Origin of the sequence: Amycolatopsis lurida (assembly GCF_900105055.1) — a bacterium.
Lineage (GTDB): Bacteria > Actinomycetota > Actinomycetes > Mycobacteriales > Pseudonocardiaceae > Amycolatopsis > Amycolatopsis lurida.
In genome coordinates this window covers 6385312-6410833 of sequence record NZ_FNTA01000004.1, presented here as the reverse complement: position 1 = coordinate 6410833, position 25522 = coordinate 6385312, and the positions used below count along the sequence as shown (strand labels likewise).

26 protein-coding genes are annotated in these 25522 nt (G+C 70.4%); 11 read left to right on the top strand and 15 right to left on the bottom strand.

Annotated elements, in window-relative coordinates:
* Positions 1 to 79: 79 nt before the first annotated feature.
* From BLW75_RS35420 to BLW75_RS35405, 4 genes are read right to left on the bottom strand one after another with little or no spacing between them, the layout of a single operon-like run.
* Positions 80 to 2251 (bottom strand): transglutaminase TgpA family protein, encoded by a 2172-nt coding sequence (locus tag BLW75_RS35420; protein ID WP_034324779.1) that lies wholly within the window; start codon positions 2249 to 2251, stop codon positions 80 to 82.
* Entirely contained in the window at positions 2248 to 3375 is a 1128-nt protein-coding gene (locus BLW75_RS35415) for a DUF58 domain-containing protein (protein ID WP_034324782.1), read from the bottom strand. The genes BLW75_RS35420 and BLW75_RS35415 overlap by 4 nt, the downstream gene beginning before the upstream one ends.
* Before the next feature lie 2 nt (positions 3376 to 3377).
* The gene (locus BLW75_RS35410; RefSeq protein ID WP_034324784.1) at positions 3378 to 4331 is read right to left on the bottom strand and encodes an AAA family ATPase; all 954 of its coding nucleotides are present in this window, start codon (positions 4329 to 4331) and stop codon (positions 3378 to 3380) included.
* Complete coding sequence (locus BLW75_RS35405) at positions 4328 to 6451, bottom strand: fibronectin type III domain-containing protein (RefSeq protein ID WP_034324787.1); 2124 nt, start codon at positions 6449 to 6451, stop codon at positions 4328 to 4330. The genes BLW75_RS35410 and BLW75_RS35405 overlap by 4 nt, the downstream gene beginning before the upstream one ends.
* A gap of 128 nt (positions 6452 to 6579) precedes the next feature.
* Between BLW75_RS35405 and BLW75_RS35400 the strand changes: the two genes are divergently transcribed.
* From BLW75_RS35400 to BLW75_RS44035, 3 genes are all read left to right on the top strand, one after another.
* Positions 6580 to 7896 (top strand): type VII secretion protein EccE, encoded by a 1317-nt coding sequence (locus tag BLW75_RS35400; RefSeq protein ID WP_034324789.1) that lies wholly within the window; start codon positions 6580 to 6582, stop codon positions 7894 to 7896.
* A 69-nt stretch (positions 7897 to 7965) separates the two neighbouring features.
* Positions 7966 to 8715: a nucleotidyltransferase domain-containing protein gene (locus BLW75_RS35395; RefSeq protein ID WP_034324792.1), complete on the top strand. Its 750-nt coding sequence runs from the start codon at positions 7966 to 7968 to the stop codon at positions 8713 to 8715.
* Between the two features lie 81 nt (positions 8716 to 8796).
* Positions 8797 to 8922 carry a hypothetical protein gene (locus BLW75_RS44035; protein WP_005159680.1) on the top strand — a complete coding sequence of 42 codons (126 nt, stop codon included), beginning with the start codon at positions 8797 to 8799 and terminating at the stop codon, positions 8920 to 8922.
* Positions 8923 to 9102: 180 nt separating this feature from the next.
* On the opposite strand, the gene BLW75_RS35390 is transcribed toward BLW75_RS44035, so the two are convergent.
* Positions 9103 to 9291 (bottom strand): hypothetical protein, encoded by a 189-nt coding sequence (locus BLW75_RS35390; RefSeq protein ID WP_034324794.1) that lies wholly within the window; start codon positions 9289 to 9291, stop codon positions 9103 to 9105.
* A gap of 66 nt (positions 9292 to 9357) precedes the next feature.
* Positions 9358 to 9972, bottom strand: a complete 615-nt coding sequence (locus tag BLW75_RS35385; protein WP_091599080.1) for an HSP18 transcriptional regulator — start codon at positions 9970 to 9972, stop codon at positions 9358 to 9360.
* A gap of 105 nt (positions 9973 to 10077) precedes the next feature.
* On the opposite strand from BLW75_RS35385, the gene BLW75_RS35380 reads away from it, so the two are divergent.
* The 3 genes from BLW75_RS35380 (at position 10078) to BLW75_RS35370 (ending at position 11766) form a co-directional block, all read left to right on the top strand.
* Positions 10078 to 10518: an Hsp20/alpha crystallin family protein gene (locus BLW75_RS35380; RefSeq protein WP_034323292.1), complete on the top strand. Its 441-nt coding sequence runs from the start codon at positions 10078 to 10080 to the stop codon at positions 10516 to 10518.
* A gap of 76 nt (positions 10519 to 10594) precedes the next feature.
* Positions 10595 to 10975 (top strand): DUF6292 family protein, encoded by a 381-nt coding sequence (locus BLW75_RS35375; protein ID WP_034323291.1) that lies wholly within the window; start codon positions 10595 to 10597, stop codon positions 10973 to 10975.
* Positions 10976 to 11028: 53 nt separating this feature from the next.
* Positions 11029 to 11766, top strand: coding sequence for a maleate cis-trans isomerase family protein (locus BLW75_RS35370; protein ID WP_034323290.1), 738 nt, complete (start codon positions 11029 to 11031; stop codon positions 11764 to 11766).
* Here BLW75_RS35370 and BLW75_RS35365 read toward each other — a convergent pair.
* Positions 11756 to 12580: an RNA polymerase sigma factor SigF gene (locus tag BLW75_RS35365; protein WP_395766758.1), complete on the bottom strand. Its 825-nt coding sequence runs from the start codon at positions 12578 to 12580 to the stop codon at positions 11756 to 11758. The two genes, BLW75_RS35370 and BLW75_RS35365, sit on opposite strands and share 11 nt — an antisense overlap.
* Positions 12581 to 12771: 191 nt before the next feature.
* Between BLW75_RS35365 and BLW75_RS35360 the strand changes: the two genes are divergently transcribed.
* Both BLW75_RS35360 and BLW75_RS35355 read left to right on the top strand, forming a co-directional pair.
* Positions 12772 to 13104, top strand: coding sequence for a hypothetical protein (locus BLW75_RS35360; RefSeq protein ID WP_034323288.1), 333 nt, complete (start codon positions 12772 to 12774; stop codon positions 13102 to 13104).
* Between the two features lie 10 nt (positions 13105 to 13114).
* Positions 13115 to 14557 (top strand): aminotransferase class I/II-fold pyridoxal phosphate-dependent enzyme, encoded by a 1443-nt coding sequence (locus tag BLW75_RS35355; RefSeq protein WP_034323286.1) that lies wholly within the window; start codon positions 13115 to 13117, stop codon positions 14555 to 14557.
* Here BLW75_RS35355 and BLW75_RS35350 read toward each other — a convergent pair.
* Positions 14554 to 14898 carry an STAS domain-containing protein gene (locus BLW75_RS35350; RefSeq protein ID WP_091599077.1) on the bottom strand — a complete coding sequence of 115 codons (345 nt, stop codon included), beginning with the start codon at positions 14896 to 14898 and terminating at the stop codon, positions 14554 to 14556. The two genes, BLW75_RS35355 and BLW75_RS35350, sit on opposite strands and share 4 nt — an antisense overlap.
* A gap of 57 nt (positions 14899 to 14955) precedes the next feature.
* Complete coding sequence (locus BLW75_RS35345; protein WP_034323284.1) at positions 14956 to 15507, bottom strand: hemerythrin domain-containing protein; 552 nt, start codon at positions 15505 to 15507, stop codon at positions 14956 to 14958.
* Between the two features lie 89 nt (positions 15508 to 15596).
* Between BLW75_RS35345 and BLW75_RS35340 the strand changes: the two genes are divergently transcribed.
* Both BLW75_RS35340 and BLW75_RS35335 read left to right on the top strand, forming a co-directional pair.
* On the top strand, positions 15597 to 15974 hold the full coding sequence (locus tag BLW75_RS35340; protein ID WP_034323282.1) for a VOC family protein: 378 nt from the start codon (positions 15597 to 15599) through the stop codon (positions 15972 to 15974).
* Positions 15975 to 16058: 84 nt separating this feature from the next.
* Positions 16059 to 16841 carry a GAF and ANTAR domain-containing protein gene (locus BLW75_RS35335; RefSeq protein ID WP_034323279.1) on the top strand — a complete coding sequence of 261 codons (783 nt, stop codon included), beginning with the start codon at positions 16059 to 16061 and terminating at the stop codon, positions 16839 to 16841.
* A 142-nt stretch (positions 16842 to 16983) separates the two neighbouring features.
* Here BLW75_RS35335 and katG read toward each other — a convergent pair whose 3' ends face one another.
* On the bottom strand, positions 16984 to 19218 hold the full coding sequence (katG, locus tag BLW75_RS35330) for a catalase/peroxidase HPI (RefSeq protein ID WP_034323277.1): 2235 nt from the start codon (positions 19216 to 19218) through the stop codon (positions 16984 to 16986).
* A gap of 24 nt (positions 19219 to 19242) precedes the next feature.
* Positions 19243 to 19668, bottom strand: a complete 426-nt coding sequence (locus BLW75_RS35325) for a Fur family transcriptional regulator (RefSeq protein ID WP_034323273.1) — start codon at positions 19666 to 19668, stop codon at positions 19243 to 19245.
* Positions 19669 to 19794: 126 nt separating this feature from the next.
* On the opposite strand from BLW75_RS35325, the gene BLW75_RS35320 reads away from it, so the two are divergent.
* Positions 19795 to 20757: an NsdA family TPR-like regulatory protein gene (locus tag BLW75_RS35320; RefSeq protein ID WP_034323270.1), complete on the top strand. Its 963-nt coding sequence runs from the start codon at positions 19795 to 19797 to the stop codon at positions 20755 to 20757.
* Here the strand turns inward: BLW75_RS35320 and BLW75_RS35315 are convergent.
* Genes BLW75_RS35315 through BLW75_RS35300 form a run of 4 tightly spaced genes read right to left on the bottom strand, consistent with a single transcriptional unit; the run spans position 20733 to position 25487 of the window.
* On the bottom strand, positions 20733 to 22115 hold the full coding sequence (locus BLW75_RS35315) for an MATE family efflux transporter (RefSeq protein WP_034323267.1): 1383 nt from the start codon (positions 22113 to 22115) through the stop codon (positions 20733 to 20735). The genes BLW75_RS35320 and BLW75_RS35315 overlap by 25 nt on opposite strands.
* Positions 22112 to 23170 (bottom strand): PLP-dependent cysteine synthase family protein, encoded by a 1059-nt coding sequence (locus tag BLW75_RS35310; protein WP_034323265.1) that lies wholly within the window; start codon positions 23168 to 23170, stop codon positions 22112 to 22114. The genes BLW75_RS35315 and BLW75_RS35310 overlap by 4 nt, the downstream gene beginning before the upstream one ends.
* Positions 23167 to 24513, bottom strand: a complete 1347-nt coding sequence (locus tag BLW75_RS35305) for a type III PLP-dependent enzyme domain-containing protein (protein WP_034323262.1) — start codon at positions 24511 to 24513, stop codon at positions 23167 to 23169. Before BLW75_RS35305 ends, BLW75_RS35310 begins: the two co-directional genes overlap by 4 nt.
* Positions 24504 to 25487, bottom strand: a complete 984-nt coding sequence (locus BLW75_RS35300) for an ornithine cyclodeaminase (RefSeq protein WP_034323260.1) — start codon at positions 25485 to 25487, stop codon at positions 24504 to 24506. The genes BLW75_RS35305 and BLW75_RS35300 overlap by 10 nt, the downstream gene beginning before the upstream one ends.
* Between the last annotated feature and the right edge of the window lie 35 nt (positions 25488 to 25522).

The window sequence follows — 25522 nt, the reverse complement described above, 5'->3', positions numbered from 1 at the left end:
CCCTATCAGCCGCCACTACTTGCAACAACCGATTGAGACCGCCGCGCTTTCCCCCCATGGCATGCGGGGAAAGCGCCCTTCAGCCCTCTTTACGCCCCTTGACCGGCACCAGGGTTCGCGGCTCGAGTGCCGCCAGCACCCGAGCCGCGAACGGTCTGGCGGCCAGGCCCCGGCGTACCTCGCCGACTTCCTGCCACGCCTTCCGGACCGCGCCGTCGCCGACCGGGACGCCGGACCACAGCGTCACGTCCAGCACCTTGGCCAGCCTGGCGACCGGCTCGCGGATCCCGGCCCCGGCAAGCGATCCGGCCGCTTCGGCGAGGTCGCGCGGGGTCATCCCGATCCGGAACGGCACGCCGTGCGCGCGCAGCCGGTCGCGGATTTCGTCCCAGGCGCCGAGCACCCCTTCCTCGCCGGTCCGGCGGCGGCGTCGTCCTGCGCGGACCGCCTTCGCCACCGGAACCCCCACGAGCCACAGGAGTCCGAAAAGGACGATCACGCCGGCGAGGGCGGGCCACCACCAGCTCACCCCCGCTTCCGCGCTCCGGTCTTCGGCGGAGTCGGGCTGCGTGCCCGGCGGGAGCTGAGGCGACCGCAGTTGCTGCTCGGCGGGCAGCTGGGCCCTCGCCTTGGCGACCGCCTTGCCGGGGCCCGCCTGGCTCCGGCTCGACCCGACTGCCGAGGCGGTGGGGTCGAGCGCGACCCAGCCCGCCCCGGCGACCGCGACTTCGGGCCACGCCAGGACATCGCGGTTCCGGACGACGTGCATGTCGCCGTCCTTCTCGGCCGCACCGCGGAACCCGACGACGAGTCGCGCCGGGATACCGTTCATCCGCGCCAAGACCACGTACGCGGCGGCGAACTGCTCGCTCGTCCCTCGCTTGCTTTCCAGCAGGAAATGCCGAAGCTGTGGCCAGCCGTGCCCGGTCGGCAGTTCCTCCGTACCTGTCGCGACCTGGTAGTTCGTGCTGAGGAACCGTTCCAGCTGCAACGCGGACTGGAATGTCGGGCGCAGTCCGCGCACGGCGTCCTTCGCCACCTGCTCGACTTCAGGCGGCACCGCGCCGAGTCCGCCGAGCCCGCCCGGTGCGCGCGCGTCGACTTCACCGGAACCGAGATCGACCTCGGGTGAGGACCAGCTGAGCCGGTAGTCCCGCACCGAGGCGGCCGACGGCGATTCCAGCATCAGCGTGCCCGCGGCCTGGTCCACCAGCGGGGTCAGGCCGTCCACCCCGGTCAGATCCGGATGGCTCGGCAGCCAGGGTCCCGAAAGCCCGCGCACCTTGAGTTCGGCGCTGCCTCCCGAACCACCGGGAGCGCCGTCCAGACCCGCCCCGAGCCGATGGAGCCGGGAATCGGACAGCCAGTTCGCGCCGTCGAAACCGTTGAGCACGATCAGGCGCCACTGGTCGACCGGGGTTTCGCCGCGGTAACGGAACACCTCCTCGCCGGGCCGGATGAGCCGCTGGGCGATCTCGTCCAGCGGATTGCCGACCCTGCTTCGCGGGGGCGGCGCGGCCTGGGTGTCCTTGAGCGTCAGCGGATCGCGGCCGACGGGATCGAGCGCGGCGAACGCGACCGACCCGGCGACCAGGGCGACCACAGTGGACAGTGCGGGCCAGATCGCCGACCCCGTCACCCGCCAGGACCGCGGCACGCCGGGTGCCCGGCTCACGGACCGGACACGGCGCCCCGACCACAGCAGCAGCCCGGCGGGCAACGCGAACCCCAGCGCCGCCGCCACCGCGACGAGTCCCGTCAAGGCCTGATACGCCTGCGCCAACCCGGCGACGGCCAGGCCGGGCACGAGCGCCACCAGCGGCTTCTTCAAGCGCAGCAGTAGTTCCAGCCCGAGCACGACGGCGAGCAGCACCGACAGCGGGACGAACAGCAGCTGTTCGGGAACCGGCAGCGCGGGCCAGGTGGACTGCAACGTGAGCCGCCAGCCCTCGGTGAAGCCGCGCGCCAGGCCGCGCACCGAAGCGCCGGTCGGCAGCGCGGCGAGCGTGGTCGATGTCAGCACCGTCTCGACCAGCCCGAGCAGACCGAGCACCGCGACGAGCAGAGGCCGGTAAGGAGTCAGTTTGGGGAACTTCGCGGTCAGTTCGACGCAGCCGTACGCGAGCAGGACGACCACGAGCACCGGCACGAGCAGTTCCGCCCAGCCGAACACGGGCGCGAACAGCAACCCGGCGACCCCCGTCGCGCCGAGCAGCCCGGCGACGGCGAGCCGATCGAACCGGGCGCTCATGCCTTCCCCGCCAAGGAGTTCCATTGGGCCGCGGCACCGGCGGCGTCGACCGCGACGATCACGCCGCCGGAGCCCGCCGACGGCCGGAGGTCACCGAGCCGGACCACGGTGTCGGGCCGCCAGCGGGCCGCGTGGCCCAGATCGGCGTCCGGACCGGTGATCACCACGAGCACCCCGCCGGGGCGTTCGGCGGCGGCGAGGGCCGAGGGCAGCAAGGGCGCACCGGCCGTCGCGTCCTGTGTGACGAGCGCGAGTTCGTCCAGCAGCGTCCTCGCCGCGCGCACGCCGCTGTCGGTCAGCGTGTCCGCGCCGGCCGAAGTGATCAGGCGGCAGTGCTGCCCCGCCGACGCCGACGCGTAGAACAGCGAAGCCGCCACCTCGACGGCCTCTTCGAAAACGGCGGGCGTCATCGACGCCGGCCGCGTGTCGAGCACGGTGGTGAACCGGGGCTGGGCGGGGTCCGCGTACTCGCGGACCATGAGCCGCCCGGTCCTGGCCGTCGCCTTCCAGTGCAGATGCCGGACCTCGTCGCCGATCACGTACTCCCGTACCGCGCGCAGATCCGCCGAACCGCGCAGTGGCGGGTCGGTGATCGGGCCTTCGTGGTGGTGTCTCGGGTGCCCGGCCTGCGCCGCGCGTACCGCGTGCCGCCGCGGGTGCACCCACAACCACGCGGAGTCCCCCACGGTCCGATCGCCGCGGGCGAGGTCGAAGAGGTCGGGCCGGTGCACCACGAGCGGGCCGACGCGCAGTTTCCCGCGCGTCGTCGTCGGAAGCTCGTAGTGGTACGTCGCTTCGGCGCCGGGCGCGAGCGGACGGACCCGCAGGCGGTGCGTTTCGTTCCCGATCCCGTCCCCCGCGGCGAAACCGCCGTGCCGCCGCGAACCGGTGTTGCGCACGACGAGCGAGGCCAGCGCGGGTTTACCCCGCTCGACCCGGTCCGGCTGGACGGTCCGGCCGATCTCCACCTGCGGCCGGAACCTCGTGGTGACAACCGCGATCAGCACCGCGCCCGCCGCGATCCCCGCGAAGGCACGGAAAAACGTGTACCCGGCCAGTTCGCCGAGCGCGTAGGACCCGGCGGCGAAGGCCAGCACGATGACGCCGCGGCGGGTGAGCCGCACGCCTACCTCCCCATCGCGGCCATGGGAGCGGCCGTCGCGCCCAGGAGTTCGTCGACGATGTCGGCGGTCCGCCGCTGGTTGAGTTCCGCTTCGGGGGTCAGCACGAGCCGGTGGTCGAGCACCGGATGCGCGACGTCCTTGACGTCGTCGGGGGTGACGAAGTCGCGGCCGAAGGTGGCGGCGAGCCCTTGCGCCGCCCGGATCAGCGCGATGCTGCCCCGCGGGCTCGCGCCGTAGCGGACGTCCGGATGCGACCGGCTCGACGCGGCCAGCCGGACCGCGTAGTTGACGATTTCCGGTGCCAGATGAGACTTCCGGACCTCGTCGATGACCGACTGGACGTCGGCGATGCTCAGCACCGGCTTCAGTTCGTCCGGCGTCACACCGGCGCAGTCGCCCATCACCACGCGCATCTCGGATTCCAGATCCGGGTAGCCGACCGAAATACGCATGAGGAACCGGTCCAGCTGCGCCTCGGGCAGCCGGTAGGTGCCCTCCAGTTCGATCGGGTTCTGCGTGGCCACCACGAGGAACGGCCTCGGCACCGCCTGGCCGACCGAATCGACGGTGACCCGGCGTTCGGCCATCACCTCCAGCAGCGCGGCCTGCGTCTTCGGCGTACCCCGGTTGATCTCGTCCGCCAGCACCACGTTGGCGAAGATGCCGCCGGGGTGGAACTGGAAGCGTTCGGCGTTCTGGTGGTAGACCATCACGCCGGTGATGTCGCCGGGCAACAGGTCGGGGGTGAACTGGATCCGGCTCCACCGGCCGCCGATGCTGGCGGCGACACAGCGCGCGATCGTCGTCTTCCCGACGCCGGGCACGTCCTCCATCAGCAGATGCCCCTCGGCGAACAGCGCCGCCACGGTGAGCCGGACGACCTCCGGTTTGCCGCGCACCACCGATTGCACGTTCTCGGCGATCTGCTCGTAGGCGACCCTGGGTGTGAGCGTCACAGAATTTCCTTGTCCTTTCGTCGGCGCAGGCCGACCAGTGCCATCGGGGCGAGCCAGACGAGCGCGCCGCCGTTCACCGTGGGCACACCTCGCCAGGTGTCCGAGGCGGTACCCGCGGAGGTCTTGATGGTGGCGGTGATCGTGATGGCGCCGATCCAGCTGACCTCGGAGATGGTCAGGGTGGTGGCTCCGGAACACGCCTGCGGTTTGGTCTCGCTGAAGAATTCGGCGGTGCAGGTCGCGGAGGCGCCCTTACCGTCGGCCTTCACGGAGACGAGCAGCTTGGCGTCCTTGCCCCGCACCTGAGTGATGGTGATCGTCGGCGGCCCCGAAACGACCGGCACGGTGACCTTCCTGCTGCCGGTGGCGCCGGTGAGCGTCGATCCCGAACCGAATTTCGTCACCGCGCGGACCGTGACGGTGGCGGCGCCGGTGACCCCGGTGAAGTCCGCGGACGTGCCCGAAACCGTGCGCTGGCCCTTGCCTGTCACGCTGACCAGGTAGTGCACCAGCGTGCCGCCGCGGAGGTCGGGCTGGGTCCAGCTCACCGACACGTTGCCCGCCGCGGTGGCGTTCGCGGTGACGACCGGCGCCCCGGCGGGCCGGTTCGCGGGTCCCGGGACGACCGCCTTGGCGCTGGCGCCGGGGCCGATCCCCGCGGAGTTCTCCGCCACCACGGTGAGCACATACGGCGTTCCGTTGCGCAGCCCGGAAATCGTCGTCCCCCGTGCCGATCCCCCGACTCGCGTGGACCCGCCGGTCCAGGTCACCCGGTAGCCGGTGATCCGCGCGCCGTTCTCCGCGGCCGGGCTCCACGAGACCTTGATCGAGCCGTCCCCGGACGACGCGCTCACCTTCCTCGGCGCGCCGGGCGGAGTCGCCTTCGCCACCGGCGGAGGCGGCTTCTGGGTGTTCGGCGGAGGCTGCTGCTGTTGCTGCTGCTGCTGCGGCGGCGAGGGCTGGTCGCCGGACGGTTCCGGTTCGGCCGACGGCGCGCCCGCCGTCTGGCTGTTGGCCGCCTTGTCGACGTCGACGTCGACCACCGTGCCGTCGTCTCCGTTGACGACCAGGACGTGCGAACCGTCGGAGCTGTCGACGTAGATCCGGTTGTCCTCGCCCTTGGCCAGCCTCGGCACCGTGCCCTGGCCCGGCACCTTGGTGGTGGACTTGAGCTTGCCGGTGGCGTCGTAGGTCAGCACCTCGCCGCGGGTCTCGTCGACCATGGCGACGACGTTCGACGAGGAGAGCGGGCCGTTGAACCGGCTGCCCTTGGACAGGTCGACCGAAATCGGCTTCGCGGACGGGCGATCCTGGTCGAGGCCGCTGACGTCGATGAGGTGGAGCTGGTTGCGCTCCGGGTCGGCGATGGCCAGCCGGTCGCCGACGGCGCTGTTGGCGACCTGTGCCGACGGCGAGAGCTTGATACCGAGCGGAAGGCCGTCGCCGAGCCCGTCCGGGCCGACGCGGTGGAGGTTGTCGCCGGTGGTGTCGAGCACGACCGGCCGGTCGCCGACGAGTGTGAGCCCGCCGCCGTGCCCGGGCGGGAGCTGCGCGGGGCAGGTCATGACGGCGGCGCCCTTGGGCAGTTCGCAGACCGAGCCGTTGTCGACGCGGTGCGTCCACACCGTTCCCTCGGCCGTGGCGACCGGCCGGGACAGTGGCCCCCCTGCGGGCACTGTCGCGGCCGGGTCCCCGAGGCGCACGATTTGGCCCGCGTTGCGGTAGACCAGGTACGGACCACCCGCGATCTCCATCACGAACGGGGTTTCCGGCGCGGGCGGCGGCACGGACTCCGCCACGCTCAAGGTCGCCTTGTCGAACTCCGTGATGCGGTTCCGCTCGACCACGTAGCCGGAACCGTCCCCCTGCACGACCTGGCTGCCGTTCGCCCCTGGCACATCCGCGCGCGCGTCGACGCGGTTCGTCGAACCGTCGACGTGGAACGCGGACTGGGCGGCGTCGTTGTAGACCCAGTGGCCGACCTGGACGAACTCCAGCCGTTCCGGGGTCGCCGCCTGTCCGGTCACGGCGAGGCCGACCAGCGCCAGGCAGCCCGCGACCACCAGCGCCACGGCCGTCCTCGTCCTGGCCACCGCGCTGAACCGCTTCTCGGTGTTCACGCGATCAAGCTAGAGAGCGACCATGAAATTTCGATGAAACAGCCTGTCTCGGGCTCGGCGGCGCCGTGTCATCGAAACCTCATGTTGGCCGGGGCAGCCTGAGGCGACACGGTTGAGGAGGCAGGACGATGACCGAACCCGGCGCGGCCAGGACGGGCGGGCGGTACCACGCGCCGCCCCCGACGCTTCCCCGAGTCGCACCGGCCGCACCGCGGGCAGCGGCCGTATCCGATCCGCTCGCCTACGCCGCGCCCGCCGCCCGGGCCGCCGCCCGCGAGGCCGCGCTGGCGGCGCTCACCGCCGCTCGTCAGGCGGAGCAGCGACCGCTGGGATTCGCGGCGGTACCCGTCCCCGCTCCGGTGCCCGGAACGCCGCGGCCGAATCCACCGGCGCCCGTTCCGGTGCGGCGATCCGGGCGGTTCGGCGGGATCGGGGTGCCGCAGATCGTCTGCTGGCAACTCGTCCTCGTCGCGCTCGTCCTGGTGGCGGGGCGGCCGTGGCCGCTGGCGGCCGTGGTGGTCACCGCCGCCGTCGTGGTCCTCGCGCTGACCACCGTGCGGATCCGCGGACGCTGGCTCTACGCCTGGCTCGGTTCGGCGTCCGGCTATCTGACGCGGGACCGCGACCGGGATCTCCGGAACGCGGGTGAGGCGGGCCGGGCGCTGCTGCGCCTGCTGTCGCCGGAAGCGACGGGGACGGCGGGCGAGATCGGCGACGAGACGGTGTTCATGGTCAGCCGCGCCGACGGGATCACCGCTGTGCTGCAACCGAAATCGGCCGCACGCGAGCAGCCGATGCCGTCGCCGCTGATGTTGCTTCCGCCCGCCCGCGAACAGACGTCGGACGTCGCCGCGCAGGTCATCCACCACGTCGGAGCCGACCGTTCACGGCCGCCGCGGGGCTGGGTCGCGTTGCAGGCGCTGCGCACCGTCGACGTCCACCGCGACGGCGACGTGCGACAGGCGCTCGGGAACACGGTCCGGCGGGTGCGCCGGCAACTCCGTCGCGACGGACTGCCGGTGCGGGCGCTCGCCGAAAACGAGGTCCTCGGCGTACTCGCCTCGCTGGCGCACGTCACGGCCGGGCGAGCGCGCATCCGCGAGGACTGGCGGTTCTGGCACAGCGGGCCGATCTGCCAGGCGACCTTCCGCCTCGACGGCTGGGACACGCTTTCCCCGGTGCTCACGGCGGATCTCTCCCGACGGCTGCTCGCCGCCGCCCCCGGTTCCGCGGTGACACTCGCCGTGACCGCGCGCCGGAGCACCGCCGAGACCGAACCGCGCGTCAGCGCCTCGATCCGGATCGCCGCCGCCGGACCGCAGGCGGTGGAACACGCGGTGCGGGACCTGGAACTCGCGGCTCGCCGGGGCGGGCTCACCCTGGACCGGCTCGACGGCAGGCACGCCAAGGGAGTGGCCGCCACGCTGCCGCTCGGGGTCAGTTGAGCACGATGATCGCGGCGGTGAGCAAACCCGTCGCGTCCGCGCGGGCGCGACCCTAGACTCGTCCGCGCGATGAACGACGACACTTTCCTCGCCCACGTGGCGGACACCCTGGCCGCGCTCCCCGCCGTGCACGCCGTCACCCTCGGCGGATCACGCGCGCAGGACACCCACGACCCCGGCAGCGACTGGGATTTCGCCGTCTACTACCGCGGTGACTTCGCGCCGACGGACCTGCGCGCCGTCGGCTGGGACGGCGAGGTCTCCGAACTCGGCGCGTGGGGCGGCGGCGTGTTCAACGGCGGCGCCTGGCTCACGATCGACGGCAGACAGGTCGACGTCCACTACCGCGACCTCGGCTCCGTCGAACACCATCTCGCCGAAGCCCGGGAAGGCCGGTTCCACTGGGAGCCGTTGATGTTCCACCTCGCGGGCGTCCCGAGTTACCTGCCCGTCGCCGAACTCGCGGTCAACCGCGTGCTGCGCGGCGACCTGCCGCGGCCGGACTACCCGGAAGCGTTGCGGGAAACGGCCCCGGCGATGTGGCGAGGCCGCGCCGGCCTGACCCTGCGGTACACCCGCGGCGCCTTCGTCCCGCGCGGGCAGGCCACGGAGGTCGCGGGCGCGCTGGCCACCGCCGCGATGGAGACCGCGCACGCGGTCCTCGCGGTCCGCGGCGAGTGGGTCACCAACGAGAAACGGCTGCTGCTGCGCGCGGGATTGCGCGAGATCGACACGGTCGTCGCGGGTTTGCGCGCGGATCCGGACGCCCTCGCCAAGGCGGTGGGCGACGCGGAGGCGCTGTTCCGAGCGGCTGCCTGAACCTGTGGCGCGCGTCACGGAATGACGGGCGATCTTCAGCGCTACAGAGAGATAAGACCCGTTCCGTACCAAGGGAGTGACATGTCCGCCACCGCCACGCCGGAAGAAACCACCCTGGCCGTCCCCGCTCTCGACGACTTCGACTTCCCGCTCACCGATGGGGCAGCCTGCCGCATCGACGACCCGGACTGCGAAGCCTGCCAGTAGGGCTTGCCGGTTGTGAGGTCCGTGAAGGCCGCCTTGCCTACCTCCAGGGTAGGGAAGGCGGCCTTCACGGCGTTTCTGGACCGAGTCGGCCCAGGGAGCATGTTTCGCAACCTTCAACGTTGCGAAACTGGCTTTCGCGACACGTCACCCGCGGCGCCACCGCCTCACCGCGCCGGGGTTTCAGTTCACGCGCCCGTCCACGGCCGCCACGATGAGTTCGGCGCACCGCTTGACCGGCAGGCCTCGTTCTCGCGCCATCGCCTCGAGGGCCGCATGGGCGGCCTGCCCGTGCAAACCTTCCGCCGCAAGCACTTTCAGCGCCAGCTCGACGACGTCGGCCGCTGTCGGGGAATCGGGTCGGACCAGCATCGAAGACCTCCGGCTCGCTCGGCGGACGGCACCGGGTACCCGTCCCGCGCCGTGTTCACACCCACCTCATCGAGAAGAGTGTCGATCCCGCCGATCGTCGACGGCGTCCCGCCGGACCTGCTCGGTGTGCATGCCGATCTCGCCGAGCCGTTCGGCGAAACCGGTGTGCTCGCGGGGCAGGTGGGCGCGCAGGTCGGCCAGCGGCGCCAGGAGACCGGTGACGTCGTCCTCGCCGAGCACGGCGCTCAGCCTGTCGGCGCTTTCCCTGGCCTTGGCGTTCAACCCGTCCAGCGCGCCCGCCTGACCGGCCAGTTGCCGCAGGATCGCCGAGTTGCGCCGCGCCCACTCGGCCACCGCGCGATCACCCGCCCGCCGGTCTCGTTCCGCGTCGACCCGCGCCTCCCCTGTGCTCTCCCCGCCCGTGGACGGCCGCAACCGCAGGAACCGCCGCTCCGCCGCCTGACGGCTCGCGACCCCCAGCGCGGGGGCGAGCGCCGTCCAACTGGTGCCGCCCGCGCGAGCGGCCGCGATCAGCTCCGGCTCCCAAGCGGCCAGTTGCTCACGGACCGCCTTCAACGCGACCAGAGCCGCCAGGACCCGCTCCGGTTCCGAGACACCGGAACGGGCCTCCGCCACGACCTCACGAACGCTGCGCACGGTCTGAGAGGGGTCTTCGTCCATGTTTGTCATCCCATCGACGACTCAGCGGTTGTCATCGTTCCGATGACATGTTAGAACAGTAGTGCGTGTTGACACCAGTGACAACGACCCAGGAGGTGGAACCCGATGTTGATGCGCACCGACCCGTTCCGCGAACTGGACAGGCTGACCCAGCAGATGTTCGGCGCCGCGAATCCGGGCACCTGGTCCAAGCCGGCCACCATGCCGATGGACGCGTACCGCGAGGGCGACGAGTTCGTCGTCTGCTTCGACCTTCCCGGCGTCTCCGCCGACGCGATCGAGCTGGACGTCGAACGCAACGTCCTGACCATCAAGGCCGAGCGGCGGCCGTTCGCCGGAAAAGACGTCCAGATGCAGGTCTCCGAACGTCCGCTCGGCGTCTTCTCCCGCCAGCTGTTCCTCGGCGAGGCCCTCGACACCGACAACATCGCGGCCGGCTACGAATCGGGCGTGCTCACCCTCCGCATCCCGATCGCCGAGAAGGCCAAGCCGCGGCGCATCGAAATCACGGGTTCCACGTCCGACCGCAAGGAGATCCAGGCCTGAGTGTCCCGTCCGGTGCGGGCCTCGAATCCCGCACCGGACGAGGCCGGGGAAGAAGGGAAGTCCTCGTTTGCTCACCATGCCTGTCCGCCACCCGCACACCCGCGACGCCGTGTGGGGGTATCTCGCCGAAGTCACCGAGGTCCTCGGCGTCGGCCTCGAATCCTGCACCGTCGACCACGACAGCCCGGTTTCGGCGTACGTCGCGCTCGACGAGCGGCTCCCCACCCATCCCGAGCGCGACGTCGCCCTGCTGTGGGACGAGATCCACGGCTGGGCCGTGGCGATCGAGACCCACTCCGGCGAAGATCTCATCGTTCTCCGCTACCTGGGCGGGAAGACCGCCACCCCGCGCCCCGCGCAGGTCGCGCGTTTCCTCAGGGCCGTCCGCGAGGACGACCACAGTGTCGGACAGCTCACCCCGCCGGATTTCGGCGGCCTGTCCGCCGCGCACGCGTGACCGCGGCTCGCGTCGGGTACCTCCGAAGGGCTTCGACCCGGAAGGAGTGAGCCGTGCCCAGGATCGGCCTGCTGTACCCGACGCGGGATTGCGGTGAGGATGATTTCCTCGCACTGGCGGGAAAACTGGATCCAGACCTCGCCGTGGACTTCGCCTATGTCCCGTGGGGCGAAACCATCGGCCGGGTCGAAGACCTCGACGCGGCCGGAAAACACGAAGCCGTCCGTGAGCTCGGCGAACCGGGCAGGCTCGTGGCCGCCGCGCGGTTCGGCACGGCGCCGGACGTCGTCAGCTGGGCCTGTTCCAGTTGCAGCTTCACACGCGGCCTCGACGGCGCGCTCGAACAGTCCCGCGTGCTCGGCGAACACCTCGGTGTTCCCGCGCGCAGCACTTCGCTCGCCTACCTCACCACGCTCGCCCACTTGGGCGCCGGGCGCGTGGCGCTCGCCTCGGTCTACCACCGCGACACGACCGCGACTTTCGCCGGCTTCCTCGCGGAGGCGGGCGTCTCCACCGTTCACTCGGTCTCCGCCGACGCGCCCTCGGACCGGGCGCTCGCGGCCTGGGACGGCCGTCGCATCACCGAACTCGCCGCGGCGGCCGACCACGAGGAAGCCGAGGCGCTGCTGATCCCCGAAACGGCCCTGCACACGACGCCGTTGCTCGAAGAGCTCGAAAGCAGCCTCGGCAAACCCGTGCTGACGGCCACCGCGGTCACCCTCTGGGATTCCCTGCGCGCGCTGGGCACCCCGCCGGTCCGGCCAGGTCTCGGCGAGTTGTTCAGCCGTTGAGCCTGCCGCGCAGATCCTGGAGGATTTTCGTGAGCAGGCGGGAAACGTGCATCTGGGAGATACCGATGCGTTCGGCGATCTGGGACTGGGTCATCCCCTCGAAGAACCGCATCGTGACGATCGCCCGCTCCCGCTCCGGGAGCCGTTGGAGCAGCGGGACCACGGTGTGCCGGTCCTCGATGTGCTCGAACCGGGAATCCTGCTCGCCCACCACGTCGGACAGCGGAAGCGAGCCCTCGCCGTCGTTGACCGGCCGGTCGAGGGACGACGTCTGGTAACTGTTCGCGGCGAGCAGGCCTTCGCGGACGGTTTCGACGTCCACGTCGAGGTGCGCGGCGAGTTCTGTGGGGGTCGGCGCGCGGCCGAGGGTCTGGGTGAGTTCCGTGGTCGCGCGGGAGAGCCGGGTGCGCAGTTCCTGCATCCCGCGCGGGACGTGGACCGCCCAGCCGGTGTCACGGAAGAACCGCCGCACCTCGCCCATCACCGTGGGTACCGCGTACGCCAGGAAATCCCCGCCTTGTCCCGGATCGAACCGGTCCACGGCCTTCATCAAGCCGATCCGCGCGACCTGGATCAGGTCTTCCCGAGGCTGCCCCCGTCCGCTGAACCGGACGGCGATGTGCTCGGCGATCGGCAGCAGTTCGAGGATCAGGCGCTCCCGCAGGCGCTCCCGTTCCGGGTGACCGGCGGGCAGGACGGCCATCTCGTCGAACCAGGGGCGGCAATGGGAGTAGTCGTCCCTGCGCCGCGCGCGACGATCGCGAGGGGCCGAGACCGGCTCCTCGCGCAGGACGACGTGATCGATGTCTTCCATGAGCGACGTAGCGTTCACCAAAAGTCACCTTCGTCCTATGTGGACCGACATGAATACGCTCCCCTCGTCCCCGTTTTGATACCCGGCGAACGGGGCCGGTAAACATCCCCGCGTCCCTGCCCTGGACGGGTGATCTTTCGATTGACCGCTGGGACGGCCGGGTATCCGCAGGTCAAGACGAAGGAGGAGCCGTGCCTGAACGGAGCTGGAGCGACAAACGCGAACGTCAGTACGAGCACATCAAGTCGTCTCAGAAGAAACGCGGCGCGAGCAGCGGCCGCGCCGAGGAGATCGCCGCACGCACGGTGAACAAGAACCGCGCCCAGTCCGGTGAATCCAAGACCGCGAGCAAGAGTTCGACCAAGGACAAGTCGCCGCAGAAACGCGGCGGCGAACGGTCCGGCAACCGGAAGGGCCCCGGCGGGCCGACCAAGGACCAGCTCTACAACGAAGCGAAGAAGCGCAACATCAAGGGCCGGTCCAGCATGACCAAAAAGGAACTGCAGAACGCCCTCGGCCGCTGATCGGAGCAGGATGGACCACTCGCGCGCACCGGTGCTGGAAGCCATCGAGGCCTACCGCCGCGGTGGCGGGCTGGCCTTCACCCCTCCGGGGCACAAACAGGGCCGCGGTGCGGATCCGCGCGTGCTCGAGCTGCTCGGCCGTGACGCGTTCGCGTCGGATCTGCTCACCCTCAACGGGTTGGACGACCGCCGGATGTCGCGCGGCATCCTCAGCCAGGCACAGGCTCTGATGGCCGACGCGGTGGACGCCGAGCACACTTTCTTCTCCACCTGCGGGAGTTCACTCTCGGTCAAGAGCGCCATGCTCGCCGTCGCCGGGCCGGGGGAACGTCTCCTGGTGTCCCGCAATGCACACAAATCGGTCGTCGCCGGGCTGGTGATCAGCGGGGTGCACCCGGTCTGGGTCCGCCCGCGGTACGACGAGGAGCACCATCTCGGGCATCCTCCCGGCCCGGAAGAGGTCGAAGCCGCGCTGGCGGACGCGCCCGACGTCAAAGGCATGCTGCTGATCACCCCGACCGACTACGGGACCTGCGCCGACATCCGCGGTGTCGCCCGAGCGTGCCATGCCGCGGACAAGGCGCTGATCGTGGACGAAGCGTGGGGTGCCCACTACCCGTTCCACGACGACCTGCCGACCTGGGCGATGGACGGCGAAGCCGACCTCTGCGTCACGAGCACGCACAAGATGGGCGGCGGGCTCGAACAGGCGTCGGTGTTCCACCTGCGAGGCGACCGGGTCTCCCCCGACGTGCTCAAGGCCAGGGAGGACCTGTTAGGCACCACGAGCACTTCCGCGCTGTTGTTCGCCTCCCTCGACGGCTGGCGCAGGCAGATGGTCGAACACGGCGAAGAACTACTGGGCAACGCACTGTCGCTGGCCGCCCGCGTACGAGCGGAGATCGAAGACATCCCGGGGCTGCACGCGCCGGCCGAGGAATTCCACCCGCTCGCCTTCGAACACGACCCCCTCAAGATCGTGGTCGACGTCTCCGGGCTCGGCATCACCGGGTACCAGGCGTCCGACCATCTCGCCGAACGCCGGCTGCACACCGGACTGGCCGATCACCGGCGGATCGCGGTGCAGATCACTCACGCCGACGACGAGGAGACGGTGTCCGCCCTCATGAGCGGCCTGCGCGGGCTGGCCGACCACGATTTCGAGCGGCGACCGGCGGTCGACCTGCCCTCCGCCGCCGAACTGACCCTGGAAATGCGGATGCTGCCCCGCGACGCGTTCTTCGCCGACGCCGAGCATGTGCCGCTGGACAAGGCCGAGGGACGCGTCAGCGCGGAGATGATCAGCCCCTACCCGCCCGGTATCCCGGCGATCGCTCCCGGTGAAGTGTTCACCGACGCGATCATCGATTATCTCCACACCGGCGTGCGCTCCGGCATGTTCATCTACGACGCCGCCGATCCCGAGCTGGGCACGGTCCGCGTCGTCGCTTAGGCGGTGTCCACTTTCAGTGTGGGCAGCAGCCCGGTGAGCTCAAGGGCCCGCCGCAGTACTTTGGACGGCACGAAACTCAGCTCGATCCCGGCTTCCTCGCAGTGACGATTCAGCTGCACCAGCACGGAGAGACCCGAGGAATCACAGAAGCCGACGCCGGTCATGTCGATCATCGCGGCGCCGGGAGCGTCGGCCAGCAATTTGAAGACTTCGGCCCGAAGCCGAGGACTGGTCGCAATGTCGATGTCACCCGCCACTTCGACGGTGATCGCTTCTTCCGAGCGAGCCGTCTGTACCACGACGAGAGGAGCGGCCTGCCCGGCTTCGGTATCGATCGCCATCCATCGAAGGTAGAAGCCTGTGGTCGGGACCGCAACCGTCGCGACAGGACAGTCCGCTCAGGACGACTTGGCCACCTCGCGCGCGATCTCGTCCTTGGCCATCTTCGAAGCACCCGTCACGCCCGCGTTGCGCGCCTGGGTCAGCAGTTCTCGTCGGGTGGCCTCACCGGGGCGGTCGCCGAGATGCGAAGCCCGGCTGGTCACGAAGGCCTCCCCCAGTTCCCGTCGCCGTGCTTCGTCCAGTTCGCGCCGCATCTTCGGCAGTACGGTGGATTCCTCTTCCTTCACGTGGTGCGTGACCGCCTCGACGAGGTCGGAGAGCACCTTGTCGAACTCCTTCGACGCGGGTTCGGTTCCGTTCAGTTTCACGAGCAGCTGCTCGGCTTCGGCGTGCTCCTGCTGACCGTGCGCGACGTCGTCGGCCTCGTCCGCCTCGCTCTTCGCCGCCGGGTACACCTCTGCCTCCTCGGCCCGACTGTGCGCGGTGAGCAGCGCGGAGAGCACCGGGACGAGCAGCGGCCGTTTCTCCGGATGCCGCTCGAGTTCGCCGAACAACCGCTCTACTTCACGGTGGTCCTGCATGATCAAGTCCACGACGTCGCCGGCCACGGCCGCCTCCTCGGTTCGGGATCAACTCGACGCCTGCGGGTACCCACTCGCAGCGGATCCATGCACCGGAACCCGGCTATCCTCGCCGTATGGCCTGCCGTATCACCGAACTCATCCTCGACTGCGCCGACCCGGTCCGGATGGCGGCTTTCTGGTGCGAAGTGCTCGGCTACGTCGAAATCGGCAAGGACGGCGACGACATCGAAATCGGGCCGCCCGGCGCCGGCTTCGGCGGACCTCAGCCGACGTTGATCCTGAGCCGCAGCGACGATCCGAAGCCGGGCAAGCTCCCGCTGCACATCGACGTGAACCCCACCGACCGCGATCAGGACGCGGAGCTGGAGCGGCTGCTCGCCGCCGGGGCCCGGCCCGCCGACGTCGGCCAGACGGGGGAAGAGTCGTGGCATGTGCTCGCCGATCCCGAGGGAAACGTGTTCTGCCTTCTCCGCGCCAGGGTCGAGCCCTGAGGCACTGTCCACATCGGACTCGATTGGGCGACGACGCCGTGGGGTATCCGGTGGAGAACACCGAACACGACTGGATGGTCAGCGATGGCGGACGAACGACAGTGGCAGCGTGACAAGGCCGGATTCGGCTCCGGCGAGAACATGTCGGACGGTCCGCTGGCCGAGCAGTTCATCGGACTCACGCGGCTGCTGCTGGCCGCCTCGACGCCCGCCCAGGTACTGGAACAGGTGGTCGCCGCCGCGTACCGGGTCGTCCCGGGCGCGGACCTGGTGTCGGTCACCCTGCGTGCCCCGCACGGGGGCTTCCACACCCCCGTCTCGACCGGCGAGGTGGGGCTGGAACTCGACGAGGTGCAGTACCGCGCGGGCACGGGGCCGTGCGTCGACACCGCGGACAGCGAAAGCCCCGGTTACACCCGCAGTGAAGACCTGAGGGCGGAGAAGAGGTGGCCGGACTTTTCCCGGGCCGCCGTGCGGCATGGTTTCACCGCGATCCTGTCCACCGTGCTGGTACCCGACGCGGCTCCACCGAGGCTGCCCGGCGCGCTGAACATCTACAGCCGCCGCCCCGGGGCGCTCGATTCGCAGGCACAGGACACCGCGTTGCTGCTGGCGACCCACGGCTCACTCGCGCTGGCGACCACCAGCGCCGTGAGCCGGGCGGAGCTGGAAGCCAGCCATCTGCGGCGTGCGGTCGAATCGCGCGACGTCATCGGGCAGGCCAAAGGAATCCTCATGCAGCGACGCGGCCTGACCGCCGACGAGGCCTTCGACCTGCTGCGCCGTACCTCCCAGGACCTCAACGTCAAACTCGCCGAACTCGCCCGCACCCTGGCCGGCCGGCACGCGGAGCTCGACACCCAGTGAAGCCTCCGGTGGCGATGGTGCGAAAGTGGCCGCCGCACGTCGCGAAAGCCACTTTCGCGACGTGCGACGTCCCGAAAGTGGCTTTCGCGACACGGTCACCTGAACGGCGCGAGCGGACCGCCCACGGCCCCGGCGACCCGCGTCAGTCGAGGTCGAACCGGTCCAGCTCCATGACCTTGGTCCAGGCCTTGGCGAAGTCGGCGGCGAACCGCTCGCGCCCGGCCTGTCCCGCGTAGACCTCGGAGAGCGCCCTCAGCTGCGAGTTCGAGCCGAAGACGAGGTCGACCGCGGTGGCCGTCCACTTCACCTCGTCCGTGGTGACGTCGCGGATCTCGTACACGTTCTCCTCGGACTCCGACACCTTCCACTTGGTGCCCGGCGAGAGCAGGTTGGTGAAGAAGTCGTTGGTGAGCACGCCAGGGCGGTCGGTGAACACACCGTGCCGGGTGCCGCCGGTGTTGATCCCGAGCGAACGCAGGCCGCCGACGAGCACGGTCATCTCCGGGGCGGTCAGGTCGAGCATGTAGGCGCGCTCGACGAGCAGGACCTCCGGCTGCAGCTTCTCCTCGGGACGCAGGTAGTTGCGGAACCCGTCGGCACGCGGTTCGAGCAGCTTGAACGACTCGACGTCGGTGTCCTCCTGCGTGGCGTCGGTGCGGCCGGGGCGGAACGCCACGCTCACCTCGGTGCCGGCATCGCGCGCGGCCTTCTCGACGGCGGCGGAGCCCGCCAGCACGATCAGGTCGGCCAGCGAGATCTTGGCGCCGCCGGCCTCGTTGAACTCGCGCTGGATGCCTTCCAGCGTCTCCAGGACGGTCCTGAGCTGCTCCGGCTGGTTGACCTCCCAGCCACGCTGGGGTTCCAGGCGGATCCGCGCGCCGTTGGCGCCACCGCGTTTGTCGGTGGACCGGAAGCTCGCCGCGGACGCCCACGCCGTGCCGACCAGCTGGCCGACCGTGAGCCCGGATTCGAGCACCTTCGTCTTGAGGGCGGCGATGTCGGCGTCCCCCACGAGTTCGTGGTCGACGTCCGGCACCGGGTCCTGCCACAGCTGCGGCTCGGGGACCCACGGCCCCAGGAATCGGCTGACCGGTCCCATGTCGCGGTGCAGCAGCTTGTACCAGGCCTTGGCGAAGGCGAGGGCGAACTCGTCCGGGTTCTCCAGGAAGCGGCGGGAGATCTTCTCGTACGCCGGGTCGACGCGCAGCGCCAGATCCGTGGTGAGCATGGTCGGCTTGTGCTTCTTGGCCGGGTCGTGCGCGTCCGGGATGATCGCCTCGGCGTCCTTGGCGACGTACTGCTTCGCGCCGCCGGGGCTCGTGGTGAGTTCCCACTCGTAGCCGAAGAGGATCTCGAAGAACCGGTTGCTCCACTGCGTCGGCTTGTCGGTCCACGTCACTTCGAGACCGCTGGTGATCGTGTCGGCACCCTTGCCGCTGCCGTGGGTGCTCAGCCAGCCGAGACCCTGGGTCTCGATCGGGGCGGCTTCGGGCTCCGGGCCGACGTGGTCGTCGGCGATACCCGCGCCGTGGGTCTTGCCGAAGGTGTGGCCGCCGGCGATGAGCGCGACGGTCTCCTCGTCGTTCATCGCCATCCTGGCGAAGGTCTCCCGGATGAAATGCGCCGCCGCGGCCGGGTCCGCGCTGCCGCGGGGGCCCTCGGGGTTGACGTAGATGAGGCCCATCTCGGTCGCGCCGACGTCGGGCACCATCTCGGAGTCACTGGCGTAACGCTCGTCACCCAGCCAGGTGTCTTCCGGCCCCCAGAAGATCTCCTCGGGCTCCCAGGTGTCCACCCGGCCGAACCCGAAGCCGAACGTCTTGAACCCCATCGATTCCAGCGCGACGTTCCCGGCGAGCACGAGCAGGTCGGCCCACGAGATCTGCTGGCCGTACTTCTCCTTGACCGGCCACAACAGCCGCCGCGCCTTGTCGAGGTTGGCGTTGTCGGGCCAGCTGTTGAGCGGAGCGAACCGCTGCGCGCCGTCACCGGCCCCGCCGCGGCCGTCGTGGATGCGGTAGGTGCCCGCGGCGTGCCAGCTCATCCGGATCATCAGGCCGCCGTAGTGGCCGAAGTCGGCGGGCCACCAGTCCTGCGAGGTGGTGAGCACCTCGACGATGTCGCGTTTGAGGGCCTCGACGTCGAGTTTGGCGAATTCCTCGGCGTAGCTGAAGTTCTCACCGAGCGGGTCGGCCTTGGGCGAGTGGGCGTGCAGCACCGACAGATCGAGCTGGTTGGGCCACCAGTCCTTGTTGGTGCGCGGGCGGCCACCCGTCTTCGGCGTCGGCGAATCGATCGCCGGGTTCTCGCTCTCGCTACCGTGCGCGGTCACGGAGTCGTGGGCCACGGGGCAGCCCTTCTCCGGGGTGTCACTCATTTCTTTCCTTCCGGGCAGGCGAATTCATCGCTGGACGGGGTCGGCCGCGCAGCCGGGGCACAGGCCCCAGTAGACGACCTCCGCCTCGTCGATCACGAACCCGTGATCGTCCGAGGCGGTGAGACAGGGGGCAGGACCGACGGCGCAGTCGACGTCCGCGATCGCACCACAGGAACGGCACACGACATGGTGGTGGTTGTCCCCCACCCGGGTCTCGTAGCGGGCGAGCGCGCCGGCGGGCTGGATACGCCGGATCAGACCGGTTTCGGTGAGCGCTCGCAATACGTCGTAGATCGTCTGGTGAGAGACCGTGGGAAGGTCGGCCCGCACCAGCGCTATCACGGTTTCGGTGTCGACGTGCGGATGATCGCGCAACGCCGCGAGCACGGCCAGCCGGGGCCGAGTCACGCGCAGCGAAACCGCTCGCAGCTGTGCCTCGAAGTCGGACATCACCAAGGACGATAAGAGCGTCTTTGGAATCGGTCAAATCAAGACCCCTGAGGAGTGACGGGCGGTTTCGGGCGGGGCGGCTCCGGGTAGCCGGAGACCGGGCCATGACTTGCGTGAGGTGAGTTCATGACAACAACGGGAAAAGGCGAACCGCCGGGTCGCATCGATACCATCGACGTCGAATGTCTCGAAAACGCCGTCGACGTCCTGCGCGCGCTGGACCACCGGCAGGGGGGCGCCTTTTCCCACGACGCGGTGCACGTCGTGAAATCGGTCAGCCTGCTGCTCAATTGGGGTACGGTTCCCGGCTCGCTCCGGTCGCGGCTGCTGACCGTGCTCGCCGATCTGCACAATCTGCTCGGGTGGACGGAATTCGACATCGGCCGCCGGATCCCGGCGCGGATCCGGTTCGACCGCGCGCTCGGTCTCGCCGCCGAAGCGGGAAACGACAACCTCGTCGCCAACATCCGCTACCGCCTCGGCAGGCTGGCGCTGCACCATGACGACGTCGAGGACGGGTTGAACCAGCTCCGCCAGGGCCAGGCGGCGGCCGACCGGGCCGGGTGCGGGCGGGCGCGAGCGATCCTGACCGTCAACGAGGCGTGGGCGCTGGCCAAGACCGGTGACGAACGCGCCACTCTCATGTGCCTCGCGCGGGCGGAGGGTCAGTTCGAGGGCGCGGACACCTGGGCGCCCGCACGCCCTTGGGAAGCCTTCTTCGGCACCACGGACATGGCAGCGATGCACGGGACCGTCCTGACCGAGCTGGCCAGGACGGTCACCTCGCGGCACGGCGAAGAGGCGATCGTCCGGCTACGCGACGCCGTCGGCGGTTACGGGGTGGAAATGTCCCGCAGCCTGGCGCTCACCCTGATCATGCTGGCGCAGAACCACGCGCTCCAGGGCGATTTCGACGAAGCCGTCCGCACCGGCTCCGAAGCGGTGGACCTGGCTCGCGGCCTCGGTTCCACCCGCACCAAGGACCGGCTCGCGCCGCTGGCGGCGCTCCTGCGCCGGCACGCGACCGACCCCGCCTCCCGCGACCTGCTCCACCGGATCGACCGTTACCGTGCCGAACCGGGCCCGTGAGCGGCGAACCGCCGTCCGAGCAGGACCGCGGTCGCCGCGAAGCCGAGGCAAAGGCCGGTCCAGACACCCCAGCCGCCCCAGCCGAACACGTAGGCGCACAAGAACATGGCAGGCACGCCCACCGCCCAGTACCCGACGAGAGTGCAGCGGAGCCCGGAGACGGTGTCGCCGAGCCCGCGCAACAGACCGACGAGGATGTTCTGCGTTCCCTTGCTGTACTGCTGCGCGATGGCGAACACCAGCAGGGCCGACGCCGTGCCGAGCACCATCTCGTCGGCCTCGTCGTGCAGGAACGGCCACAACAGCACCTCCGGCACGACCAGGTACGCCAGGCTCACCACCGCCATCAGTGACCAGGAAAGGGTGAGCGCCTGGCGGGCGATCATCGGCGCCCGCCCGTGCTCGCCGTGGGCGACCGCGCGACTGACCACAATGGACGATCCCTGCGATAGGCCGATATTGGCCTGGTAGACGATGTACGCGAGCTGGTTCGCGACGTTCGACGCGGCGAGCATCGCCGGGCCGAAGGCGCCCATCAGCATGGTCGCGATCGAGGTGATCGCGGCCTCCGACCCGTAGGTGAAACAGATCGGGGTCCCGTGCCGGACGATCCGCCGGACCACCACCGCATCCGCGCGCCAGAGCGCGAGCGACACCATGGGGCGCAGCAAGGGATCCCGCCGCACGGCCGAGGCGAACACGGCGAACGTGAAGAGCTGGACCAGAGTCGTCGCCAGGCCGATCCCGGCGACCCCCAGCTCCGGCAGGCCCGCCCAGCCGTAGATGAAGGCCGCGTTGAGGGCGGCGTTGACCGCGATCGACACCAGCGTCACGGTGAGGAGCGAACCCGGACGCCGCAGCCCGACGGCGAACTGGCGCACCACGTTCAGCCACACCATGGGGAACAGCCCGCCCGCCAGCGCGAACATCATCGCCCTGGCGAGCGACACGATCTCCGGCTTCTGCCCGAGCAACGGCAAGGCGCCCGCCAGTCCACAAAGGACTGCCGCGCCGGCCGCCGCGGTCAAGGTCGCGACGAGCAGCGCGGACCGCAGGAGCGACCGGATCTCGTCGCGTGCCCGCTCGTCGAGTTCCCCGGTGCCGGTGCGGAGTTCTCCCGCCCCGGCCGCCGTGGCCACGAGATTCCCGACGCCGGTGACCATGCCGACGCACATGGTGCGGATCTGGTTGTAGAGCAGGATCGCCAGCCCGCCCGCCGCCACCGCGGTCACGCCGAGCAGCCCGAGCATGGCCAGGTCGACGCTGGTGAGCGCCACCTGCGCCAGCTGGATTCCCGCGATCGGCGCGGCCAGCGCGACGAGCTCGCGGTATCCACGGGTCGCCACCGCCGTGCTCATACGCCCACCGCCACCGGCGCCGGACGAGCCGTCCGGTCGCGGGCGGCCGCTCGCACGGACGCGGCGTAGGTGGCGAACCAGCGCTCCATCCGGCGGTGGGCCAGTTCGTCGAGCACTCCCCTGGCACGCAGCCATTCGTCGTCGTAGACCGAGTCGAGGTATTTCTCCCCCGCGTCGTTGCACAGCACCACGACGACACTTCCGGCCGGATACGCGTAGAGCCGCCGGAGCGCGACGTGGATCGCGCCGCCGGTGGTCCCGCCGACCAGGACTCCCGTGCGCCGGGCGACGACGCGGGCCCCGGCGAAAGCGTCGCTGTCGGACACCCGATGGGCTTCGTCGATCACCGACCGGTCCACGTTGTCCCCGATCGGGAAACCAGCCGGGCTGCCCGCTCCGGTCTGGTGGTAGATCCCCGGCGCGCCACCGAAGATGATCGAGCCGACGGGTTCGACCGCGACCGCGCGGGTGCCCGCTCCCGCCGCACGCAGGGAACGCGCCGTCCCGCACAGGGAGCCGCCGGTGCCGATCGCCGCGACGAGCACGTCGACGTCGCCGAGCTGCCCGATGAGTTCCCGCGCCAGCCCGGCGTACCCGTTGCCGTTGCCCGGATGGTTGTGCTGATCGGGATGGTAGGCACCGGTTTCCGCGGCGATCCGGGCCGCGATCCGCCGCCGCTGGACCGAGCCGACCCCGCCGTCCGGCGGGTTTTCGACGAACACGAGTTCCGCGCCGAGCGCGCGCAGCATCCGGAGCTTCTCACCGGCGGCGTGGTGGTCGACCACGGCCGTGAACCGATAGCCGCGTTCCAGCGCCACCAGCGCGAGCCCGTTACCGGTGTTGCCGGAGGTGGGTTCGACGATATGACCGCCCGGCCGCAGCCGTCCTTCGAGTTCCGCCTCGTCGATCATCTGCCTGGCCATGCGCACCTTGCACGAGCCGGTCGGGTTGAGGTGGTCGAGTTTGAGCAGGAGGCGCGTCCCGGTACCGGTGCGCGCGAGCTCCAGCAGCGGCGTGTTCCCGATCAGCTCGGACGCGCGCCGGACGATCGTCATCGGATCTCCTGGATCGGGTAGTCGGTGTCGACGTGCCAGCGGTCGCCGTCGACCACCACCTTCGGGGGCAGGGGAAGCTGATGGAAGCCGCTCTCGTTCTTGTCCATCTGATAGCCGGCCGTGCTGGGGTACACGAGCAGATCGCCGGTCCTCGGCCGAGCGGGCAGTTCCACCGCGCGCCAGGTCAGCACGTCGTACTCCATACAGCTCGAACCGGCGACGACGGTGCGCACCGGTGTGCCTTCCCCGGCTTCCCGGCGCACGAGAACCGGATCAGGCAGGAACTCGCTGCCCTTCCACTGTTCGGACAGGCTCATGGACAGACCGGCGACCGTGGTGATCAGGTGGTTCTCGGCCGGTTTGCAGCCCAGCACCGGGAACACCGAGAACCCGGCGCCGTCGACGAGGGCCCGGCCCGGTTCGAGCAGCAGCTCGATCCCGGCCGCGCGCAGGCGTTCCGCGAGCGGTTTCCCGGCGATCTCGTGCCGCAGGATCGTGGTCACCATGGCCGCCCCGACAGGCGCCTGGTGGTACGGGTAGGTCTTCGACGGATTGCGGCCGGCGTGGAACCAGCCGTCGTGCCTGCCGGACTCGAACCGCGCCCAGTCACCGGAGTCCACATAGGACACGGCGATCCCGCCGCCGATACTGATCTTCGACGCGGGCTGCCCGAGGGCGCGGGCGTCCTGGCACAGATCGATCAGGTACGCGGCCAGCTCCGCGCGCGGCACGGGGTCGTAGCCGTCGAGATGGAACGAGAAACCGCGCAGGACGACCGGGCCGCCGCACTGGCGTACGGCCGTCTTCAAGGCGTCGGGAGCGAAGCCGAACCGGCTCTCCGGCGCGGAAGGCGGCCTTACCCGCAGCAGCACCTGGGCCGTCTCCCCGAGTTCGGCGGCCAGGCGCGCGACGCGTTCCAGTTCGTCGGCCGCGTCCACCGCGATGAGACAGCGGTGCCGCAGGGCGAGCCAGAGGAGGCCGTCCGGTTTGGCGGCGCCGGTGACCCCGATCGTCTCCCCGCGCAGGCCGTTGCCGAGGGCGTGCACCAGTTCGGGCACGCTCGCGACGTCGACGCCCGCGCCGGGCCGGGTGCACTCCCGCAGCCACGCCGCCGCCTTGTTGGCCTTTTTCCCGTAGTAGACGGTGCCTTCGACGCGCTCGGCCGCGAGCGCCGCGACCATTCCCCCGAGGTTCTCGGCGAAGGTGGCCGGATGGACCACGTGGAACGGCCCGCCGCCGACGGCGCGAGCGATCTCCCACAGGGTCTCCGAAGCACGCAGGCGCGGCGCCCAAGGACGTTCGAGCGCGGGCAGGGGCGGGGAAAGGGTGTCGATCAGGTCCACAGGGCCACCTCGCGGCCGCGGCCCGCCGCGATCGCGCGGGCGGCCAGCGCGTGTGCCACCGGGATGTCGGTGATGATCATGCCGCTGCTGAAGGCGAACACCCGGTCTTCGTCGCCGCGACGGCCGGGCGCGCGGCCGGCGAGGATCTCCGGCAGTTCGGCGTCGATCCGGAACACCCCGTCCGGCCCGGCCATCCGCTGCCCGGTCACCTCGACCTGAGCGCCGCTGGTGGCCACGGTGTAGTCGGCCTCGGTGAGCGTGCCCTCCTGGACCCCCTTGCTGGCGACCGAGATCAGCAGCCCGCCCGGCGGCAGCCAGCCGAGGCGGATCTTCGGGTGGGCCGCGCGGCCCGACGCCGCGACCACGATGTCGGACTCGCGCGCCGCGGCCTCCACGTCGTCGACGAGTTCGACCTCGCGGTCCGGGAACCGCTCCTTAACCGCGGCGACGCTGTCGCGCAGGCCGTCGGGATGCGTGCCGAACAACCGCAGCCGCTCCAGTTCCGGCAGCGCGGTGAGCAGGTACGGCAGCGTCCGGATTCCCTGCGCTCCGGTGCCGACCATGAGCGCGGATCGCGCGCCCGGCCGGGCACAGGACCGCGCGATCAACGCGGTGCTGGCGGGCGTGCGGGTGGCGCCGACGCGGTGGCAGTCCATGAGCGCGAACGGCAGACCCGTGGTGTCGTCGTAGAGGGTGATCGTCGTGTAGTACTTCTCGGCCGACGTGCTGCCTTGGCGATAGCTCGTCTTGAACGCGGCCTGCTCGAGCGAGCCGTCGTAGCCGAGCATCGAGTACGCGACGGCGTCCCGCGCGGGATCCGGCATCGGCACCATCAGCTTCGCCGGGTTCCGCGAGGCTCCCGACGCGTAGGCCAGGTAGCCGTCTTCGACCATGGTGATCGCCTCGTCCGGGGTGAGTTCGAGGTTGCGCAGATCCGAGCGCGTGAGAATGTGCAGCGAGGGACCGGAGCTCATGAACGATCGACCTTTCTCGTGGGAAGGTGGCGCGC

What these genes read in the sequence shown, in the direction of transcription:
- BLW75_RS35300 (WP_034323260.1), bottom strand. Translation starts at nt 25,487, where the DNA reads ATGAGCTCCGGTCCCTCGCTGCACATTCTCACGCGCTCGGATCTGCGC.
- BLW75_RS35380 (WP_034323292.1), top strand. Translation starts at nt 10,078, where the DNA reads ATGTTGATGCGCACCGACCCGTTCCGCGAACTGGACAGGCTGACCCAG.
- katG (WP_034323277.1), bottom strand. Translation starts at nt 19,218, where the DNA reads ATGAGTGACACCCCGGAGAAGGGCTGCCCCGTGGCCCACGACTCCGTG.
- BLW75_RS35375 (WP_034323291.1), top strand. Translation starts at nt 10,595, where the DNA reads ATGCCTGTCCGCCACCCGCACACCCGCGACGCCGTGTGGGGGTATCTC.
- BLW75_RS35325 (WP_034323273.1), bottom strand. Translation starts at nt 19,668, where the DNA reads ATGTCCGACTTCGAGGCACAGCTGCGAGCGGTTTCGCTGCGCGTGACT.
- BLW75_RS35335 (WP_034323279.1), top strand. Translation starts at nt 16,059, where the DNA reads ATGGCGGACGAACGACAGTGGCAGCGTGACAAGGCCGGATTCGGCTCC.
- BLW75_RS35420 (WP_034324779.1), bottom strand. Translation starts at nt 2,251, where the DNA reads ATGAGCGCCCGGTTCGATCGGCTCGCCGTCGCCGGGCTGCTCGGCGCG.
- BLW75_RS35385 (WP_091599080.1), bottom strand. Translation starts at nt 9,972, where the DNA reads ATGGACGAAGACCCCTCTCAGACCGTGCGCAGCGTTCGTGAGGTCGTG.
- BLW75_RS35395 (WP_034324792.1), top strand. Translation starts at nt 7,966, where the DNA reads ATGAACGACGACACTTTCCTCGCCCACGTGGCGGACACCCTGGCCGCG.
- BLW75_RS35340 (WP_034323282.1), top strand. Translation starts at nt 15,597, where the DNA reads ATGGCCTGCCGTATCACCGAACTCATCCTCGACTGCGCCGACCCGGTC.
- BLW75_RS35400 (WP_034324789.1), top strand. Translation starts at nt 6,580, where the DNA reads ATGACCGAACCCGGCGCGGCCAGGACGGGCGGGCGGTACCACGCGCCG.
- BLW75_RS35315 (WP_034323267.1), bottom strand. Translation starts at nt 22,115, where the DNA reads ATGAGCACGGCGGTGGCGACCCGTGGATACCGCGAGCTCGTCGCGCTG.
- BLW75_RS35350 (WP_091599077.1), bottom strand. Translation starts at nt 14,898, where the DNA reads ATGGCGATCGATACCGAAGCCGGGCAGGCCGCTCCTCTCGTCGTGGTA.
- BLW75_RS35320 (WP_034323270.1), top strand. Translation starts at nt 19,795, where the DNA reads ATGACAACAACGGGAAAAGGCGAACCGCCGGGTCGCATCGATACCATC.
- BLW75_RS35365 (WP_395766758.1), bottom strand. Translation starts at nt 12,580, where the DNA reads ATGGAAGACATCGATCACGTCGTCCTGCGCGAGGAGCCGGTCTCGGCC.
- BLW75_RS35355 (WP_034323286.1), top strand. Translation starts at nt 13,115, where the DNA reads ATGGACCACTCGCGCGCACCGGTGCTGGAAGCCATCGAGGCCTACCGC.
- BLW75_RS35310 (WP_034323265.1), bottom strand. Translation starts at nt 23,170, where the DNA reads ATGACGATCGTCCGGCGCGCGTCCGAGCTGATCGGGAACACGCCGCTG.
- BLW75_RS44035 (WP_005159680.1), top strand. Translation starts at nt 8,797, where the DNA reads ATGTCCGCCACCGCCACGCCGGAAGAAACCACCCTGGCCGTCCCCGCT.
- BLW75_RS35390 (WP_034324794.1), bottom strand. Translation starts at nt 9,291, where the DNA reads ATGCTGGTCCGACCCGATTCCCCGACAGCGGCCGACGTCGTCGAGCTG.